Annotated in this window: 15 protein-coding genes; 7 read left to right on the top strand and 8 right to left on the bottom strand. The window is 65.7% G+C overall.

Going from position 1 to position 15,006, the window contains the following annotated elements:
• Positions 1–212: 212 nt before the first annotated feature.
• From FJ430_RS08560 to FJ430_RS08540, 5 genes are read left to right on the top strand one after another with little or no spacing between them, the layout of a single operon-like run.
• Positions 213–1,199 (top strand): ABC transporter permease, encoded by a 987-nt coding sequence (locus tag FJ430_RS08560; protein WP_140709519.1) that lies wholly within the window; start codon positions 213–215, stop codon positions 1,197–1,199.
• On the top strand, positions 1,196–2,026 hold the full coding sequence (locus FJ430_RS08555) for an ABC transporter permease (protein WP_140709517.1): 831 nt from the start codon (positions 1,196–1,198) through the stop codon (positions 2,024–2,026). The genes FJ430_RS08560 and FJ430_RS08555 overlap by 4 nt, the downstream gene beginning before the upstream one ends.
• Positions 2,023–3,030: an ABC transporter ATP-binding protein gene (locus tag FJ430_RS08550; RefSeq protein WP_181175546.1), complete on the top strand. Its 1,008-nt coding sequence runs from the start codon at positions 2,023–2,025 to the stop codon at positions 3,028–3,030. Before FJ430_RS08555 ends, FJ430_RS08550 begins: the two co-directional genes overlap by 4 nt.
• On the top strand, positions 3,027–3,812 hold the full coding sequence (locus tag FJ430_RS08545) for an ABC transporter ATP-binding protein (protein WP_140709515.1): 786 nt from the start codon (positions 3,027–3,029) through the stop codon (positions 3,810–3,812). Before FJ430_RS08550 ends, FJ430_RS08545 begins: the two co-directional genes overlap by 4 nt.
• Entirely contained in the window at positions 3,809–4,315 is a 507-nt protein-coding gene (locus tag FJ430_RS08540) for an L-2-amino-thiazoline-4-carboxylic acid hydrolase (protein WP_140709513.1), read from the top strand. Before FJ430_RS08545 ends, FJ430_RS08540 begins: the two co-directional genes overlap by 4 nt.
• Positions 4,316–4,426: 111 nt before the next feature.
• Here FJ430_RS08540 and FJ430_RS08535 read toward each other — a convergent pair whose 3' ends face one another.
• From FJ430_RS08535 to FJ430_RS08500, 8 genes are all read right to left on the bottom strand, one after another.
• Positions 4,427–5,215: a DeoR/GlpR family DNA-binding transcription regulator gene (locus tag FJ430_RS08535; protein WP_226892118.1), complete on the bottom strand. Its 789-nt coding sequence runs from the start codon at positions 5,213–5,215 to the stop codon at positions 4,427–4,429.
• Positions 5,216–5,280: 65 nt separating this feature from the next.
• Positions 5,281–6,579, bottom strand: a complete 1,299-nt coding sequence (locus FJ430_RS08530) for an NAD(P)/FAD-dependent oxidoreductase (protein WP_140709511.1) — start codon at positions 6,577–6,579, stop codon at positions 5,281–5,283.
• A 2-nt stretch (positions 6,580–6,581) separates the two neighbouring features.
• Positions 6,582–7,952: a glutamine synthetase family protein gene (locus FJ430_RS08525; protein WP_140709509.1), complete on the bottom strand. Its 1,371-nt coding sequence runs from the start codon at positions 7,950–7,952 to the stop codon at positions 6,582–6,584.
• A 386-nt stretch (positions 7,953–8,338) separates the two neighbouring features.
• On the bottom strand, positions 8,339–9,100 hold the full coding sequence (locus FJ430_RS08520) for an SDR family NAD(P)-dependent oxidoreductase (RefSeq protein ID WP_140709507.1): 762 nt from the start codon (positions 9,098–9,100) through the stop codon (positions 8,339–8,341).
• Between the two features lie 11 nt (positions 9,101–9,111).
• On the bottom strand, positions 9,112–9,924 hold the full coding sequence (locus FJ430_RS08515) for an ABC transporter permease (RefSeq protein ID WP_140709505.1): 813 nt from the start codon (positions 9,922–9,924) through the stop codon (positions 9,112–9,114).
• Positions 9,924–10,817, bottom strand: coding sequence for an ABC transporter permease (locus FJ430_RS08510; RefSeq protein ID WP_181175545.1), 894 nt, complete (start codon positions 10,815–10,817; stop codon positions 9,924–9,926). The genes FJ430_RS08515 and FJ430_RS08510 overlap by 1 nt, the downstream gene beginning before the upstream one ends.
• Positions 10,818–10,864: 47 nt before the next feature.
• A complete protein-coding gene (locus FJ430_RS08505) occupies positions 10,865–12,028 on the bottom strand; it encodes an ABC transporter substrate-binding protein (RefSeq protein WP_140644660.1) in 1,164 nt (387 codons plus the stop codon).
• The gene (locus tag FJ430_RS08500; RefSeq protein WP_140709500.1) at positions 12,009–13,145 is read right to left on the bottom strand and encodes an ABC transporter ATP-binding protein; all 1,137 of its coding nucleotides are present in this window, start codon (positions 13,143–13,145) and stop codon (positions 12,009–12,011) included. Before FJ430_RS08500 ends, FJ430_RS08505 begins: the two co-directional genes overlap by 20 nt.
• Positions 13,146–13,263: 118 nt before the next feature.
• Here FJ430_RS08500 and FJ430_RS08495 point away from each other — a divergent pair, with 118 nt between their 5' ends.
• Both FJ430_RS08495 and FJ430_RS08490 read left to right on the top strand, forming a co-directional pair.
• Entirely contained in the window at positions 13,264–14,076 is an 813-nt protein-coding gene (locus FJ430_RS08495; RefSeq protein ID WP_226892117.1) for a helix-turn-helix transcriptional regulator, read from the top strand.
• Between the two features lie 129 nt (positions 14,077–14,205).
• A complete protein-coding gene (locus FJ430_RS08490; RefSeq protein WP_140709496.1) occupies positions 14,206–14,904 on the top strand; it encodes a GntR family transcriptional regulator in 699 nt (232 codons plus the stop codon).
• The last annotated feature ends 102 nt before the right edge of the window (positions 14,905–15,006 follow it).

Below are 15,006 nucleotides of genomic sequence, written 5' to 3'. Positions count from 1 at the left end.
CCAACCCCCCTCTGTCCTGCCGGACATCTCCCCCGCAAGGGGGGAGATCAGCAGCTTGTCCGTCCCGCCAGTTCTGCAAAGTTGGAGATTGGCGAAGCCGTCGATGACAGCCAATCTCCCCGCTTGCGGGGGAGATGTCCGGCAGGACAGAGGGGGGTGCCTGGGCTCGGCGTTTCTTATAGCGAGCCTTTCTCCAAACCTTCGAGGCGCGCATGACCCGCGCCCTCACGCTTCTCCGCCGCCGTCTCGTCGGCAGCGTCTTCGTGCTGCTGATCGTCGTCATCGGCAGCTTCCTGCTGCTCGAAGCCGCCCCCGGCGACGCGGTCGACGCCTATATCGTCTCGACCGGTGGCGATGCCGGTATGATCGAATTGCTGCGCCACCGCTGGGGCCTGGACCAGTCGGAACTGACGCGGCTAGCCAACTACCTCTGGGCGCTGCTGCATCTCGACCTTGGCCAGTCCGTCACCTTCTCGCGGCCGATCCGCGATGTCATCCTCGAACGCCTGCCGACCACGCTGGTCCTGATGGGCAGCGCCACCGCGCTTTCCTTCGGCCTGGGCTCGGCGCTTGGCATCTATGCCGGCGCCCGGCCCGGCAGCTTTCGCGACCGCTTCCTGTCGATCGGCTCGCTGGCGCTCTATGCCGTGCCCGGCTTCTGGCTCGGCCTTGTGCTCATCGTCGTCTTCGCCGTCGACCTGCGCTGGCTGCCGATCGGCGGCATCGAGACCATCGCCTCCGGCAAGACCGGGTTGGCGCGGGCCGCCGACATCGCCACCCATCTCGTGCTGCCGGTCTCGGCCCTCGGTTTCATCTATCTTGCGCTTTATCTGCGCATGATGCGCGCCGGCATGGCCGAGGCCTGGCGGCAGGATTTCGTGCTTGCCGCTCGTGCGCGAGGCTTGCCGCGCCACCGCATCGTGCTTGCCCACGTCGCCCGCAACGCGCTGCTGCCGCTCATCACCATGCTCGGCCTGCAATCGGCACAGATGCTCGGCGGCAGCGTCGTCATCGAAAGCGTCTTTGCCGTGCCGGGCCTCGGCCGCCTGGCGCAGGAAGCCGTCGCCGGGCGCGACACGCCGCTGCTGCTCGGCATCATCCTGGTCAGCGCCGTCCTCGTCATCGTCATCAATCTCCTGGTCGACCTCGCCTACGCTTTCCTCGATCCGCGCGTCGGCGCCGGCGAGGCCAGCGCATGAACCGCCTGCGTCGTTTCTTGCGCACGCCGGAAGCATTCGCCGGCGCAATCATCCTGGCCCTGCTCATCGTGATGGCGTTGGCGGCGCCGCTGCTGTTTCCCGGCGACCCGCAGGCGATCGCCGGGCCGGCACTGCTGCCGCCGTTCCAGGACTGGTCGCTGCCGCTCGGCACCGACCGGCTCGGTCGCGACGTGCTGGCCGAGCTGTTCCATGGCGCCCGCACCTCGCTGGCGGTCGGCCTGGCGGCGGCCGCCGCGGCGCTCCTGATCGGCGCGGTGATCGGCACTTTGGCCGGCTTTGCCGGAGGGCTCGTCGACGAAATGCTGATGCGCGTCACCGACGCCTTCCAGACAGTGCCGAGCTTCCTGCTGGCGCTCGCCTTCGTCAGCATTGTCGGCCCCTCGCTCGGCGTCGTCGTCGCGGCGATCGCGCTCGGCGCCTGGACCGGACCGGCGCGGGTGGCACGCGCGGAAGTCCTGTCGATCCGCGAGCGCGACTATGTCGCCGGCGCCCGCGTCATCGGCATGCATCCGCTCGAAATCGCCTTTCGCGAGGTGCTGCCCAATGCCCTGCCGCCGGTGCTGGCGCTGTCCTCGGTGATCGTCGCGGCGGCGATCCTCACCGAAGCGGCGCTCTCCTTCCTCGGCCTCGGCGACCCCAACCGCGTCACCTGGGGCGGCATGATCGCCGAGGGCCGCACGGTGCTGCGAACCGCGCCGTTTTTGTCGATCGTTCCCGGCGTGGCGCTCGTGCTGACGGTGCTCGGTGTCTACCTCGCCGGCGAAGGCGTGGTGGAAAGCACCGCCGTGCGCAGGAGCCTGTCGTGACCGCGCTGCTTTCGATACGCGATCTGGTGGTTGGTTACCGACGCGATGGTGTTGAGGTGGCAGCGTTGAAAGGCGTCAGCCTGGAGATCGCCGCCGGAGAGCGCCTGGCGATCATCGGCGAAAGCGGGTCCGGCAAGAGCACGCTGGCGCTGGCGATTGCGGGATTGCTGCCGAGGTCGGCCAAGATCGAAGGTTCGATTGAGTGGCAGAAACCTCGATCGTCCCGTTCCTTCGCGCCCCCCTCTGTCCTGCCGGACATCTCCCCCACAAGGGGGGAGATCAGCAGTTCCGTCGCCGGCTCTCCTTTTGCAACGCCGGCCATTGGCGAAAGCAGACGCGACAGTTCAATTTCCCCCCTTGTGGGGGAGATGTCCGGCAGGACAGAGGGGGGCGCGACAGAACGCGACCTATCCACGATTGGCGAAAACCAGGCACCCCACCTCGGCCGTGACATCGGCTTCGTCTTCCAGGACCCCTCCTCAAGCCTCGATCCGGTGATGCCGGTCGGCAGGCAGATCGCCGAGGTCGCCCGCACCCATCTCGACCTGACCTGGCCTGACGCCTTCGCCAAGGCCAAGACCCTGGTCGAACGCGTCCGTCTCCCCGATCCGGACTCGGCCCTCCACGCCTATCCCCACCAGCTTTCCGGCGGCCAGAAGCAGCGCGTGGCCATCGCCGCGGCAATTGCCGCCGGCCCCAGACTGTTGATCGCCGACGAAGCGACCAGCGCGCTCGACACCATCGTCCAGGCCGAGATCGTTACCCTGATCCGCCGCCTTGTCGCCGAGGACGGCATGACGCTGCTTTTCATCAGCCACGACATCGCGCTCGCCGCCTCGCTTGCCGATCGTATCGCGGTACTGCGCCACGGCGAACCGATCGAGCTCGGCGAGACGGACCAGATCATCAATGCGCCGCGCCATGCCTATACGCGGTCCCTGCTCGATGCCCATCTTGGCCTCGACGCCAAGCCTTTGCTTGGCCGGCAAGGCGCCTCGGCATGACCGTGCTTGCCGTCTCCAGTCTCGCCAAGCGCTACCATCGTGGCGGCAGGCCTTTCGCGGCGGTCGACGACGTGTCCTTCGAGATCGAGGCGGCGGAAACCCTGGCGCTGGCAGGTCCCTCCGGCAGCGGCAAATCGACGATCGCCAGGCTGGTGCTGCGTCTGATCGAGCCCGATGCCGGCCGCATCGACTTCGAAGGCCCGGATTTCCTCGCGCTGTCGGGCGCCGCGCTGCGCGCGCGCCGCGCCCGCCTGCAAATGGTGTTCCAGGATCCGCTCGCCGCCTTCAATCCGCGCGCCACGGTGGCGCGCGTGCTGGACGATCCCCTGCGCGTTCACAACATCGCCTCGCGCGCGGAACGCCCGCACCGGATCGCGGCGCTGCTCGAGCGCGTCGGCCTCGATTCAGGCCTTGCCCAACGCGCCATCCACGAGATTTCCGGCGGCCAGCGCCAGCGCGTGGCGATCGCCCGCGCCATCGCCACGCGACCGTCGCTGATCGTCCTCGATGAGGCGGTGTCGGCCCTCGACGTATCGGTGCGCGGGCAGATCCTGGAACTGCTGCTCGACCTGCAACGGCAGGAACGGATCGCCTATCTGTTCATTTCCCATGACCTCGGCGTCATCCGTGCCGTGGCGCACCGCGTCATCATCCTCGATGCCGGCAGGGTCGCCGAGAGCGGCGATGCCCGCGCCGTCATCGCCAACCCGCAATCGGCGATCGGCAAGGCGCTGGTGGCGGCGACGCCGAAGCTTGTAAGAACCAATCAGGACTCACCATGACCGATCCCGAATCCGCCAGAGCCGAAAAGTTGTCGGGCGAGCTCGACTCCGCCTTCCGCAACCGCGCCGACCTCTACCGCCTCTTCCTCGACGAACTGACCGCCGAGCTCGGCGCCGAGAGGGCCGAGGCGGTGATGATCCGCAGCATCGAGAAGCGCGGCCGGGAGGTCGCGGCGGCGGCCTTCGCCGGCTTCGGCCCCAATGACGCGCCGGCGATCGGCGAAGCGTTTCTCGCCGTCAGCCCGGATGGCGGGCGCATGTATCCCACCGATGTCGAGCGAGGGCAGGACCACATTGCCTTCAAGGTGAAGCGCTGCCCGCTGAAGGATGCCTGGGTCGAGGCCGGCGTCGGCGAGGAGAAACTCGCCACGCTCTGCCGCATCGCCGGCGCCTTCGACCGCGGCCTGTTCGAGGCGACCGGCGTGCGCTTCGCCAATGTCACCTGGACACCGGGCCATGGCCCCGGCTGCTGCCACATCGCGCTGACCAATCGAGACGCTTAGCCACGAAATTAAAGCATGTCTCCCGAAAGTGGGAACCGGTTTCGGAACAAAGACATGCGTAAAATCAAAGCCCTAGGCGCACGGAGCGGATCTGAAAGATCGCGACGCGCTTTAGCTCTCGGCAAAGACGTGCAGCTCGCCGCCTGCCTCGTCGATCGCGGCGCGCAGTGCCGCCGTCGGCTCGCTGTCGGTGACGACGTCGGAAATCTCGCTCAGCGCGCACACGCGTTCGAGGCCGCTGCGGCCGAACTTGTCGTTGGTGACGACCAGCATCGTCGACAACGATCGTCCTATCATCGCGCGCTTCACCGCCGCGGCGCCCGAAATCATGTCGCTCGGGCCTTCGGCATTCAGCGCCGAGGCGCCGATGATGGCGACGTCGGCATTGTAGCGGTGCACGAATTCGACCGTGTCCTCGCCGAGCACCGCGGCCTCGCGGCTGTCATAGGTGCCTGGGCAAAGGATGACGCGAAAGGTCGGATTGGCGCCGGCCACCGAGGCGGCGCCGACGGAGTTGGTGATGATCGTCAGATCCCTGCCGAGCTGCGACAGGCTGCGCGCGACCTCGTAGGTGGTCGATCCGCCATCGATCATCACGATGCGGCCTCGCTCGATCAGTCCGGCGGCGCCGCGTCCGACGCGAGCCCGCTCCTCGACCATGGTAAGGCCGCGTTCGGCGATCACCGGTTCCGACGTCACCAGCGAAATGGTGGCGCCGCCATAGGTGCGGTTGATGAGCCCCGCCTCGCCGAGCTCGATCAGGTCGCGGCGGATGGTTTCGCCGGCGACGCCGATCCGGCGCGCAAGCTTCGAGATGCGGATCGAGGCCGAGCGCCGCACCTCCGACAGGATCAGCTCATGTCGCTCTTTCTTCGTCAGCCGGCCCGGCTCGATATTCATCGCCCTTCCCTCTCAAGGCCCCCGGCGCGGAGACATTAGCCACGCCGGGGACAGGAAAGCCAGCGTCAGTGTCTGAGCCGATCGCGCATCGCATACCACAGCATGCCGAGCACATAGAGCGGACCGCGCAGCGCCGTTCCGCCCGGGAACGGCAGCGGCGTCAGCGTCGAGAACAGATCGAGCCGCGAGGCATCGCCCGTGATCGCTTCCGCCAGAAGCTTGCCCGACAGCGTCGACAGGATGACGCCCTTGCCGGAATAGCCATGCGCGAAATAGACCTCGCCATAATGCCCGACATGCGGCAGGCGCGAGGTCGTCACCGACACCAGCCCACCCCAGGCATGGTCGATGCGGCAGCCCTGGAGCTGCGGAAAGGTCTTTTCCATATGCGGCCGCACGAAGCCGGCGATGTCGGCCGGCGGCGACGGCGTGTAGCGCTCGCCACCGCCGAACAGCAGGCGGCCATCGGCCGACATGCGGTAGTAGTTGACGACGAACAGCGTATCCGAGACGGCGACATTCGCCGGGATGACATTGCGCTCGCCCAAGGGCTCGGTGGCGACGATATAGTTGCCGACCGGCATGATGCGGCCGTTGACGCGCGGCTCCAATCCCTTGAGCAGCGCATCGCCGGCCAGCACCACATGCCTGGCGCGAACCGAACCCTTGTTGGTGAACACCCGGATGGATGGTTCACGCTCCAGCCGGACGGCAACCGAGTTCTCGTGGATGACGACACCGGCAGTTGAAGCGGCGCGGGCAAGCCCCAGCGTGTAGTTCAGCGGATGCATATGGCCGCCGAGCCTTTCGTAGACCGCGCCCTGATAGGGCGTATCCACCATCTGACGCGCCTGCGAAGCCGACAGGATCTCGACATCGGTGAAGTTCATCACCTTGGCGAGGCATTCAGCCTCTTGCGCGAAGTCGCGCACATCCGAAGCGCTGACGGCGCCGACCAGATGGCCGGTCTGGCGCAGATCGCAGTCGATGCCGTGACGTTCGATGATGTCGAGCACCAGCCCGCGCGCCTCGAAGGCGAGGTCGAACAGCGCCTTTGCCCGTTCCGGCCCAAAGCTCTTGACCAGGCCCCTGGCGCCCTTGCGCAAGCCCGGGATCATCTGGCCGCCATTGCGGCCCGAGGCGCCCCAGCCGATCTTGCCGCCCTCGAGCAGCACCACTTTAAGACCACGCTCGGCCGCATGCAGCGCCGCCGAAAGGCCGGTGCAGCCGCCGCCGACCACCACCAGATCGGCCTCGACATCGCCGGCAAGTGCGGGATGGTCGGGCGCCGGATTGGCGGTGGCGACATAATAGGACTTGCCGATATCGAGACCGGAATTGAAACCTGTCGAACGCGAAGCCATGGTCACACCTTGAGCAGCAGATGGTCGCGTTCCCAGGACGTCACGACGCTCTGGAACAGGTCGAGCTCGACGCTCTTCACGCGCAGATAGGTCTGGAAGAAATCCTCGCCGAGCAGCGCCCGCACGGGCTCGCAGGCCGCGAAGCGGTCGAGCGCCTCCTCCATCGTCTTTGGCAGTGTGCTCTTGCTTTTATAGGCATTGCCAAAGGCCTCTTCCGAGCGCGTAAGCTTCTCCTCGATGCCGAGATAGCCGGCGATCAGCGAGCCGGCCATGGCGAGGTAGGGATTGGCGTCCGCCCCCGGCAGCCGGTTTTCGATCCGCCGCGCGGCGCGCCCGCCCATCGGCACGCGCAGACCGCAGGAGCGGTTGTCGTGCGACCATTCGATGTTGGCGGGAGCGCTGTGGTTCGGCCGGATGCGCCGGTAGGAGTTCACGTTGGGCGCGAACAGCGGCATGATTTCGGGGATGTATTTCTGCAGGCCGCCGATGAACTGCGCGAACATCCCGGTGTCCTCGCCGTCTTCGCCAGCGAACAAGGGCTCGCCCGCTTCGTCGACGATCGACATGTGCAGATGCATCGAGCTGCCGGCCTGCGCGGCGATCGGCTTGGCCATGAAGGTGGCGTGCATGCCATTCGCCTGCGCCGCCTGGCGCGCCAGGCGTTTGAACAACAGCACCTTGTCGGCAAGCACCAGCGGATCGCCATGCAGGAGATTGATCTCGAGCTGCGCCGTGCCGGATTCGTGGATCAGCGTGTCGAGCGGCAGACCTGCGACGGCGGCATGTTCGTAGATCCGTCGCGTCACCGCTTCGAACTCCTCCATCGCCTGCATGTCGTAAGGGTGCTGCACGCTTTCCGGCCGACCGTTGCGTCCCGTCGGCGCGGTGATCGGGCGATCCGGATCGGGGTTCGGCGCCGTGAGATAGAATTCGAGCTCCGGCGCCATCACCGCGCGCCAGCCACGCCGGCGGTAAAGGTCGAGCACGGACCTCAGCACATGGCGCGGCGAGGCCATCCACGGCCGGTCGTCCATATGGAAGGTGTCGGCAAAGACATAGGCCTTTCCAGCGCTGCCGGGCGCGACGCACAGCGTGGACGTGTCCGGCACCATGCGCATGTCGGGGTCCGAATAGGCAAAGCCCTCGTCGATGGAGCCGGAATAGCGGCCGTCGATGGCGACCAGGAAGGCGCTGCTCGGCAGATAGAGCGCGCGGTCCTCGAGCGATTTGAGGAATTTCGCGACCGGCAAGGTCTTGCCGCGCAGCACGCCGTTGACGTCGGGCACGAAGCATTCGACTTCGTTGATCGCATGCGTCTTCAGCCAGCCTTGCGTGTCCGCGCCGGGGAATGAGGTGTTCAGATTGTCAGGCATTGGTCATGTCCGTACGAAGGAGAGATCGCTTCGGCGGGCATGTCCGTTCCGGGTGGGGCGTTATCTGAGCTGCGTTATCCGAGAACGGACGCCCGCCTGATGACCGGCCGAAAGGCCGGGTGCGGAGCGCCCTGCACGCCCTCGGTCCAGCCGTCGCGAACGACATGCGAGCCGACCTTGGTCTCCTCCGCGCGCTGCAGGTTCTCGTGACGGCAGCAGCGCATGATCAGCGATACCCCGAGCGCGCAAACGAAATACCGCAGGCAAAAATCGGATGCCTTTCGCGGTATTGCTGTTTTGCAGCTTGCATGACCGGTCTCACTAAAGGTGGAATTATGGTTTGACCGATCATCGCCGCCCGCGCAAGCCCGCTTTGCTGGGCCAGATCAGCCGATGCTCTCGCCGCCATCGACGACCAGCGCCTGCCCGGTCATGAAAGACGAGCGGTCGGAGACGAGGAACAGGATCGCTTCGGCGATCTCCTCCGCGTTCGCCCAGCGCCCCATCGGGATCTTGGTGCGGACATAGTTTTCGATCGCGTCGCGGCCGCCCATCTGGGCGATAAACGGCTCGTTGAACGGCGTGTCGACCCAGCCCGGGCAGAGCGCGTTGATGCGCACATTGTGCCTGGCGTAGTCGAGCGACATCTGCCTGGTCATCGCCACCACGGCGTGCTTTGAGGTGGCATAGGCGATCATCTCGCGGTCGTAGAAGACACCGGAATTGGACGCCGTGTTGAGGATGACGCCGCCACCTTGGGCAATCATCGCCGGCATGACGGTCTTCGCCGCCAGGAATTGCGCCCGCACATTGATGCGCCATGAGGCGTCCATGCCGTCGGTGCCGACTTCCGTCAGCGTGCCGCCGACCTGGATGCCGGCATGGCTGTGCAGGATATCGATCCGGCCATGCTTGACGAGCGTTCCCTGGATGAGCTCTTCGACGGCCGTGTCGTTGCCGACATCGGTGGCGACAGCCTCGGCGCGGCCGCCGGCGTCGCGGATGCCGGAGGCGGTGGCTTCGCCCGCCGCCGGATCGCGGTCCGCGATCACCACGAGCGCCCCTTCCCTAGCCATGATCATCGCCCCGGCGCGCCCGATGCCCGACCCCGCGCCCGTCACCACGGCAATACGGTCTTTCAGGATCATGGATTGGTCTTTCAAGGCGATGGCTTTCGACGGCCAAGCTGCCATTGCGCAAGCAGCACGAGCAGGACGGATGCGCAGAGCACGATCGTCGCGATGGCGTTGATCTCCGGCGTCACGCCGCGCCGGATCGAGGCGAAGACATAGATCGGCAGCGTGGTCTGCGCGCCGGCGACGAAGAAGGCAATGATGAAGTCGTCGAAGGAGAAGGTGAAGGCGAGCAGGAAGCCGGCGATCACCGCCGGCATGATCTGCGGGAGCACGATCGATCGGAACGTCGTCAGCGGCGTGGCATAGAGATCGCTCGAGGCCTCGACCAGATTGCGGTCGAGGCTGCTGAGCCGCGTGCCGACGATCATCGTCACCAGCGCCATCGAGAACAATCCGTGCGCGGCGATGATCGAGCCGTAGCCGAGCGAGAGGCGCGGCGGCTGGTCGGTCGGCCACAGCGAAGCGAGGAACGGATTGAGGACGGCGAAGAGCTGCACCAGCGCCACCAGCGTCGAGATGCCGATGACGACGCCCGGAACGACGATCGCGGCGCCCAGCAGCGCGTCGAACAGCGCCCGCGTCCGCGCGCCGACGCGCTGCAGCCCGAGCGCCGCGGCCGTGCCGCAGAAGGCCGCGAGCAGCGCGCTCGTCGTGGCGATGAACAGGCTGTTCTTCAGCGCTTCGACCAGGAAGGGATTGGACAGCGCCTTGCCGTACCATTGCACCGAGAAGCCGGTGAACTCGCTGGCATGATGCCCGGCATTGAAGGAGAACAGCACGACCAGCGCGATCGGCAGATAGAGGAAGGCAAAGACGGCAAAGACGAAGGTGCGCATCAGATCAGGTCCACCCGGCGTGCGCCCGAGAGCCGGGTCGAGATGCGATTGGCGACGATCAGCACCACGACCGAGACCAGCACCAGCGTGATGGCGATAGCCGATCCGAACGGCCAGTTGCGCGATTGCAGGAAGAGATCGACCAGCGCGTTGCCGATGAAGAACACCTTGCCGCCGCCGAGCAGCGTCGGGATCAGGTACTCACCGAGCAGCAGGATCATCACCAGCGAGAAGCCGGTCATGACGCCGGGCAGCGACAGCCTCAGCGTCACACCGAGGAAGGTCGACAGCGGCGTCGCACCCAGATCGGCGGAAGCCTCCAGCAGCCGGCGGTCGAGCCGCTCCAGGCTGACATAGATCGGCAGGATCATCAGCGGCAGGTAGCCGTAGACGATGCCGAGCAGAACAGCACCCGGCGTGTTGATCAGCCGCAGGTCCTCGATGCCGACATAGGCGAGCAAAGCCGGGATACCGCGCCCGCCGAGGATGTACATCCAGGCATAGGTGCGCATCAGAAGGCTGGTCCAGAACGGGATGACGATCAGCGCGAGCAGGATCAATCGCCAGCGATCCGGTGCCCGCAGCGCCAGATAGTAGGCGACGGGATAGGCGACAAGCAGGCAGGCGAGCGCTCCGGCGGGGGCCAGCACCATCGTGTTCCAGAACGCGGTCGCCCGCGCCGGCAGGTTGGCGTATTGCGCGAAAGTCAGCGCTGCCTGGTAGCCGCCTTCGGGCGCTCGCTCGCCGACGCTGAAGATGGCGATGGCGACGAACGGCAGCACCAGGAAGACGACCAGCCACAGCGCCGCCGGAGCAAGCAGCAGCGCCGTCATGAGGTTTTTGCGAAAGAGACTGCCGCGCATCGATAAAGCCGGTTGGGAGCCGGCGGACATTCGTCCGCCGGTCGCATTGTCTGGTTCGGGTTTGTGGCCGTTCCCGCTCAAGCCGACTTGAAGCGCGCCATCAGCTCGGCGCGGCCCGGATCGGTGAGCGTCGCGGCGGCGCCGAACTCCAGTGGCTTCAACAGGTCGGCGGCCGGATAGAGGATCGGGTTGTCCAGCACTTCCTTCGGCAGCAGCGCGTTGACGCGCGCGTCGGTCGAGGGCGCGCCATTGGCCAGATGCTCCTTCACCGCGACCTTCGGGTTCATCAGGTAGTTGAGCAGCGCGTAGCCGGCCGGCTTGTTCGGCGCATCCTTCGGAATCGCGTAGAAATCGGTCCAGATCTCGCCGCCTTCCTTGCCGAGCACATAGGCGATTTCGGGGATGTCGCGATGGAGCTGCGCCCCGTCATTGGTCCAGCACATCGTCATCCAGGCATCGCCGGCGCGCATTCCCGGCTGATAGTCACTCGACACCGCGAACAGATGCGGCTTGACCTTGAGCAGCAGTTCCTCCGCCTTGGCGAGCTCGTCCTGCTTCAGCGAATTGAAGGAATAGCCGTAATATTTCAGCGCATTGCCGATCGTGGTCAGCTGATAGTCGTGCACCATCGTGCGGCCGTCGCCTTCGGCCATCGCCGTGTCCCAGAATTCCTTCCAGCTCGACATCGGCTTGGTGAGCTTCTTGGTGTTCACGGCAAAACCGGTCGTGCCCCAGTTCTTCGGCACGGCGTAGGTCGTCCCGTCGATCGTGCCCTCGGCGGTGAAGCGTGCATCTTCCGACTTGCCATCGAAATTGCCGAGCTTGGCCATGTCGAGGGCTTCGATGATGCCGAGCTTCTTGTAGGTCGAGATGGTGTAGTTGGTCGGCACGAACAGGCTCCAGCCCGAGCCGCCGGCCTGCAGCTTGGCCAGCATCTCCTCATTGGAGCCGAAGACGTTGACCTCGACGGCGACGCCCGTATCGGCCTTGAAATTCTCGAAGGTCTGCGGGTCGTGGTAGTTCGGCCAAGTGGCGATCGACATGCGGTCGCCGAGGTCCTCAGCGGCAAAAGCTGGCGTCGGCATGATGCCGAGCTCGCGCGCCATCACCGCGGTCGCGACGCCGAGGCCGGTGAGGCCGAGGAAATCGCGCCGGCTGATCGAGCCGCGCTTCAGGCGCATCAACTGGTCGACGAATTTATCGGGGCTTATCGGCAGTCCGTCACGATAGGATTTCGGCATGTTGGTCTTCCCTCTGGTTGGTCCCGTTATTGTTGGCGTGCGGAAACGCCAGCGGCGCTCCGGCGGCAAAGCCGATGGCGACGGGTTCGCCCGGCTTGAAGAGATTGCCCTGGCCGATCACGTGATCGGCCTTGGCGAGCAGCGATCCGATACCCTGGACCTCGATCGCGTATTCCGCCGTCGAACCCAGGAATATGCGGTTGCGGACGATGCCTTTCAGGCTGCCGCCTCCGGGCGCTGAGAGGCTGAGCGATTCCGGCCGCAGGCTGACGGATACGGCCTCGCCCCGGCTGAGCGGCAACCGCTTGCGCGCCGAAATCACAGTGCCGTCGGCGAGCGCGACATCGACGAGATCGCCGGAGAGACCGGCCACCTTGCCGCTCAAGAGATTGGTCTTGCCGACGAAATCCGCCACGAACAGATCCGCCGGCTCATCATAGATTTCGCTTGGCTGTCCGATCTGGACGACGCGGCCGCCATTCATGACGCAGACGAAGTCGCTCATCGACAGCGCTTCCTCCTGGTCGTGGGTGACCAGCACGAAAGTGATGCCGATCTCGCGCTGCAGGTTTTGCAGCTCGATCTGCATGTCGGTGCGCAGCTTCTTGTCGAGCGCCGCCAGCGGCTCGTCGAGCAGCAGCACCGCCGGCTTGTTGACCAGGGCGCGGGCGAGCGCCACGCGCTGCTGCTGGCCGCCGGAAAGCTCGTGGATCTTGCGGCGTCCGTAGCCGGCGAGCTGCACCATGGCCAGTGCCTCGCCGGCCCTGGAGGAGATATCGCGCGACGACAGCCTGGGTCTCGCCTGGTGCAGCCCGTAGGAAATGTTCTCCTCGACATCGAGATGCGGGAACAGCGCATATTGCTGGAACACCATGTTGACCGGCCGCCGGTAGGGCGGCGTGCCGGCCATGTCGCGGCCGCGGATCAGCACCTGGCCTTCGCTCGGCTGCTCGAAGCCGCCGATCATGCGAAGGCAGGTCGTCTTGCCGCAGCCTGAGGGGCCGAGCAGCGCGACGAAGGCGGAAGGCGGGATGGCAAGGTCGATGCCGCTGACCGCGGTGACCGCGCCATAGCGCTTGGTGACCGCGCGAAATTCGATATCGGGCACTGCAGTCAAGCCACGGGCTCCAGCGACAGCGTGAGGCAATGCCCTGACGCTAGCAGAGGCAATGCCGCCTAGTATATACCTCGCAGGTGGTATATTTAGCCAATTTTATCGTTTAGAGGGGTATGAATTGGCCGCTTCCCGCAGTGACGACTACAACGCCTTGGCCACAGTCATCGCCGCGTCGCGCGAGACCGGCGGCGACCATTTCGGCAAGGCTATCGTCGGCTGGCTGCGCGGGCACGTCCGTTTCGACCACTGCGTGATCTTCGGCTATCGCGGCGCCGCGAGGCCGCCGCTCCTGTTCGAGACCTTCTCGCCGGCCGAAAGCCACATCTTCGTCGCGCTCTATCAGGAAGGACCCTATCTGCTCGACCCCTTCCATCACGCCGCCGTCGAGCGCAAGGAAGGCTTTTGGCGCATGCGCGAGCTTGCGCCCGACCGCTTCTATGCCAGCGAATATTACCGGTCCTATTACAGCCAGACCCGCCTTGCCGAGGAAGTCGGCTTCTTCGTGCCGCTGGCCGGCAAGGACGCGCTGGTGCTGTCGCTGATGCGGCTGCGCGCCACCGGGCCGTTCGGAACGGCGGATGCCAGGCTGCTGCGTGACATGGCGCCGGCGGTGATCGGCTTCTGCAGGCAGCACTGGCCGTCCCTGCCTGCCGAAGAGGTCTCGACCCAGCCCTCCGGCGAGACCATCGCAACGGCCAACGAACTCGATCGCGCGCATATCTGGAAGAGCCTGTCGCTGACCTCACGTGAAAAACAGGTCGTCGATCTGGTGCTTCAGGGCCATTCCACGGAATCGATCGCCAGGGCGCTCAGGATCGTGCCGGGGACCGTCAAGGTCCACCGCCGCAACATCTATCGCAAGCTCAAGATCAAGTCGCAGGCGGGTCTCTTCGCGCGCTTCGTCGAGATCATCGACGCGCGGATCGGATAGCAACGCCGGCCGCCCTTGCCGCGGTTCGCGTTGAGCGTCTATCGTGCGGCCGAAACGACCGGCCAGCTATCCCGGCGGCGGATCAGCTGACGAAACAGATCTCAGGACGGATGAAGCAGCGTATCGCCAATGGCCGACAAATCGCAATTCGGACTGACCGCTGTCGATACCGTTCCCCTGCATGAGAAAGTCTATCTGGAGCTCGTGCGCGCCTTGATGTCGGGGCAACTCCAGCCTGGCCAGAAGCTGACCTCGCGCAAGCTCGCCAAGGAGCTCGGCACCAGCGACATGCCGGTGCGCAGCGCCTTCATGCGGCTGCAGGCGCTGAGAGCCCTGAGCCCGATGCCGAACGGCAGCGTCGAGGTGCCGCTGATTTCGGCCGACCGCTTCCAGCAACTGACCGCGGTGCGCACGATCCTGGAAGGCACGGCCACCGAGCTCGCGACGAAACTCATCAACGGCAACAATCTGCGCGCGATCCGGCGCCACTGCGCCGAGCTTACCGAAGCCGCCCGCGGCGGCGGGATCGATAACTATCTGCGCAAGAACTATGACTTCAAATTCTCGATCTACCGCCATTGCGGCAACGAGCAGATGCTCTTCCTGATCGAGACGGTATGGATGCAGGTCGGCCCCTTCCTGCGAAACCTGCACATCGGCTTCGAGGATGACCTGGCCGGCATTCTCGGCATCGACCATCACGAGGAGGTCGTGGCGGCGATCGAGGCCGGCGACGGCGAAAGGGCGCGCGCCGCGATCGTGCGCGATATCGCCGAGGGCGCGGCCCACATCCTCGGCCAGGTGAAATTTCCGGAACTGCGCCACTGACGGGCAAGCCGGTCTCGAATTCGGCTTGGCTTTCGTCAATCGGGTCGCTATGTTGCGATCGCAGATCGCACAATTTGGACCCGAAATGCCGCCCGATATCCC

The sequence above is a fragment of the Mesorhizobium sp. B2-8-5 genome (assembly GCF_006440675.2).
GTDB lineage: Bacteria > Pseudomonadota > Alphaproteobacteria > Rhizobiales > Rhizobiaceae > Mesorhizobium.
Note: the sequence above shows the minus strand (reverse complement) of the source record. Positions and strands in the feature narration are given on the sequence as shown.

Bases quoted from the DNA above. Each gene is read 5' to 3' on its own strand.
- FJ430_RS08515 (WP_140709505.1), bottom strand. From the start codon at position 9,924: ATGCGCACCTTCGTCTTTGCCGTCTTTGCCTTCCTCTATCTGCCGATC.
- FJ430_RS08560 (WP_140709519.1), top strand. From the start codon at position 213: ATGACCCGCGCCCTCACGCTTCTCCGCCGCCGTCTCGTCGGCAGCGTC.
- FJ430_RS08535 (WP_226892118.1), bottom strand. From the start codon at position 5,215: ATGAATATCGAGCCGGGCCGGCTGACGAAGAAAGAGCGACATGAGCTG.
- FJ430_RS08555 (WP_140709517.1), top strand. From the start codon at position 1,196: ATGAACCGCCTGCGTCGTTTCTTGCGCACGCCGGAAGCATTCGCCGGC.
- FJ430_RS08525 (WP_140709509.1), bottom strand. From the start codon at position 7,952: ATGCCTGACAATCTGAACACCTCATTCCCCGGCGCGGACACGCAAGGC.
- FJ430_RS08540 (WP_140709513.1), top strand. From the start codon at position 3,809: ATGACCGATCCCGAATCCGCCAGAGCCGAAAAGTTGTCGGGCGAGCTC.
- FJ430_RS08530 (WP_140709511.1), bottom strand. From the start codon at position 6,579: ATGGCTTCGCGTTCGACAGGTTTCAATTCCGGTCTCGATATCGGCAAG.
- FJ430_RS08490 (WP_140709496.1), top strand. From the start codon at position 14,206: ATGGCCGACAAATCGCAATTCGGACTGACCGCTGTCGATACCGTTCCC.
- FJ430_RS08510 (WP_181175545.1), bottom strand. From the start codon at position 10,817: ATGTCCGCCGGCTCCCAACCGGCTTTATCGATGCGCGGCAGTCTCTTT.
- FJ430_RS08545 (WP_140709515.1), top strand. From the start codon at position 3,027: ATGACCGTGCTTGCCGTCTCCAGTCTCGCCAAGCGCTACCATCGTGGC.
- FJ430_RS08520 (WP_140709507.1), bottom strand. From the start codon at position 9,100: ATGATCCTGAAAGACCGTATTGCCGTGGTGACGGGCGCGGGGTCGGGC.
- FJ430_RS08505 (WP_140644660.1), bottom strand. From the start codon at position 12,028: ATGCCGAAATCCTATCGTGACGGACTGCCGATAAGCCCCGATAAATTC.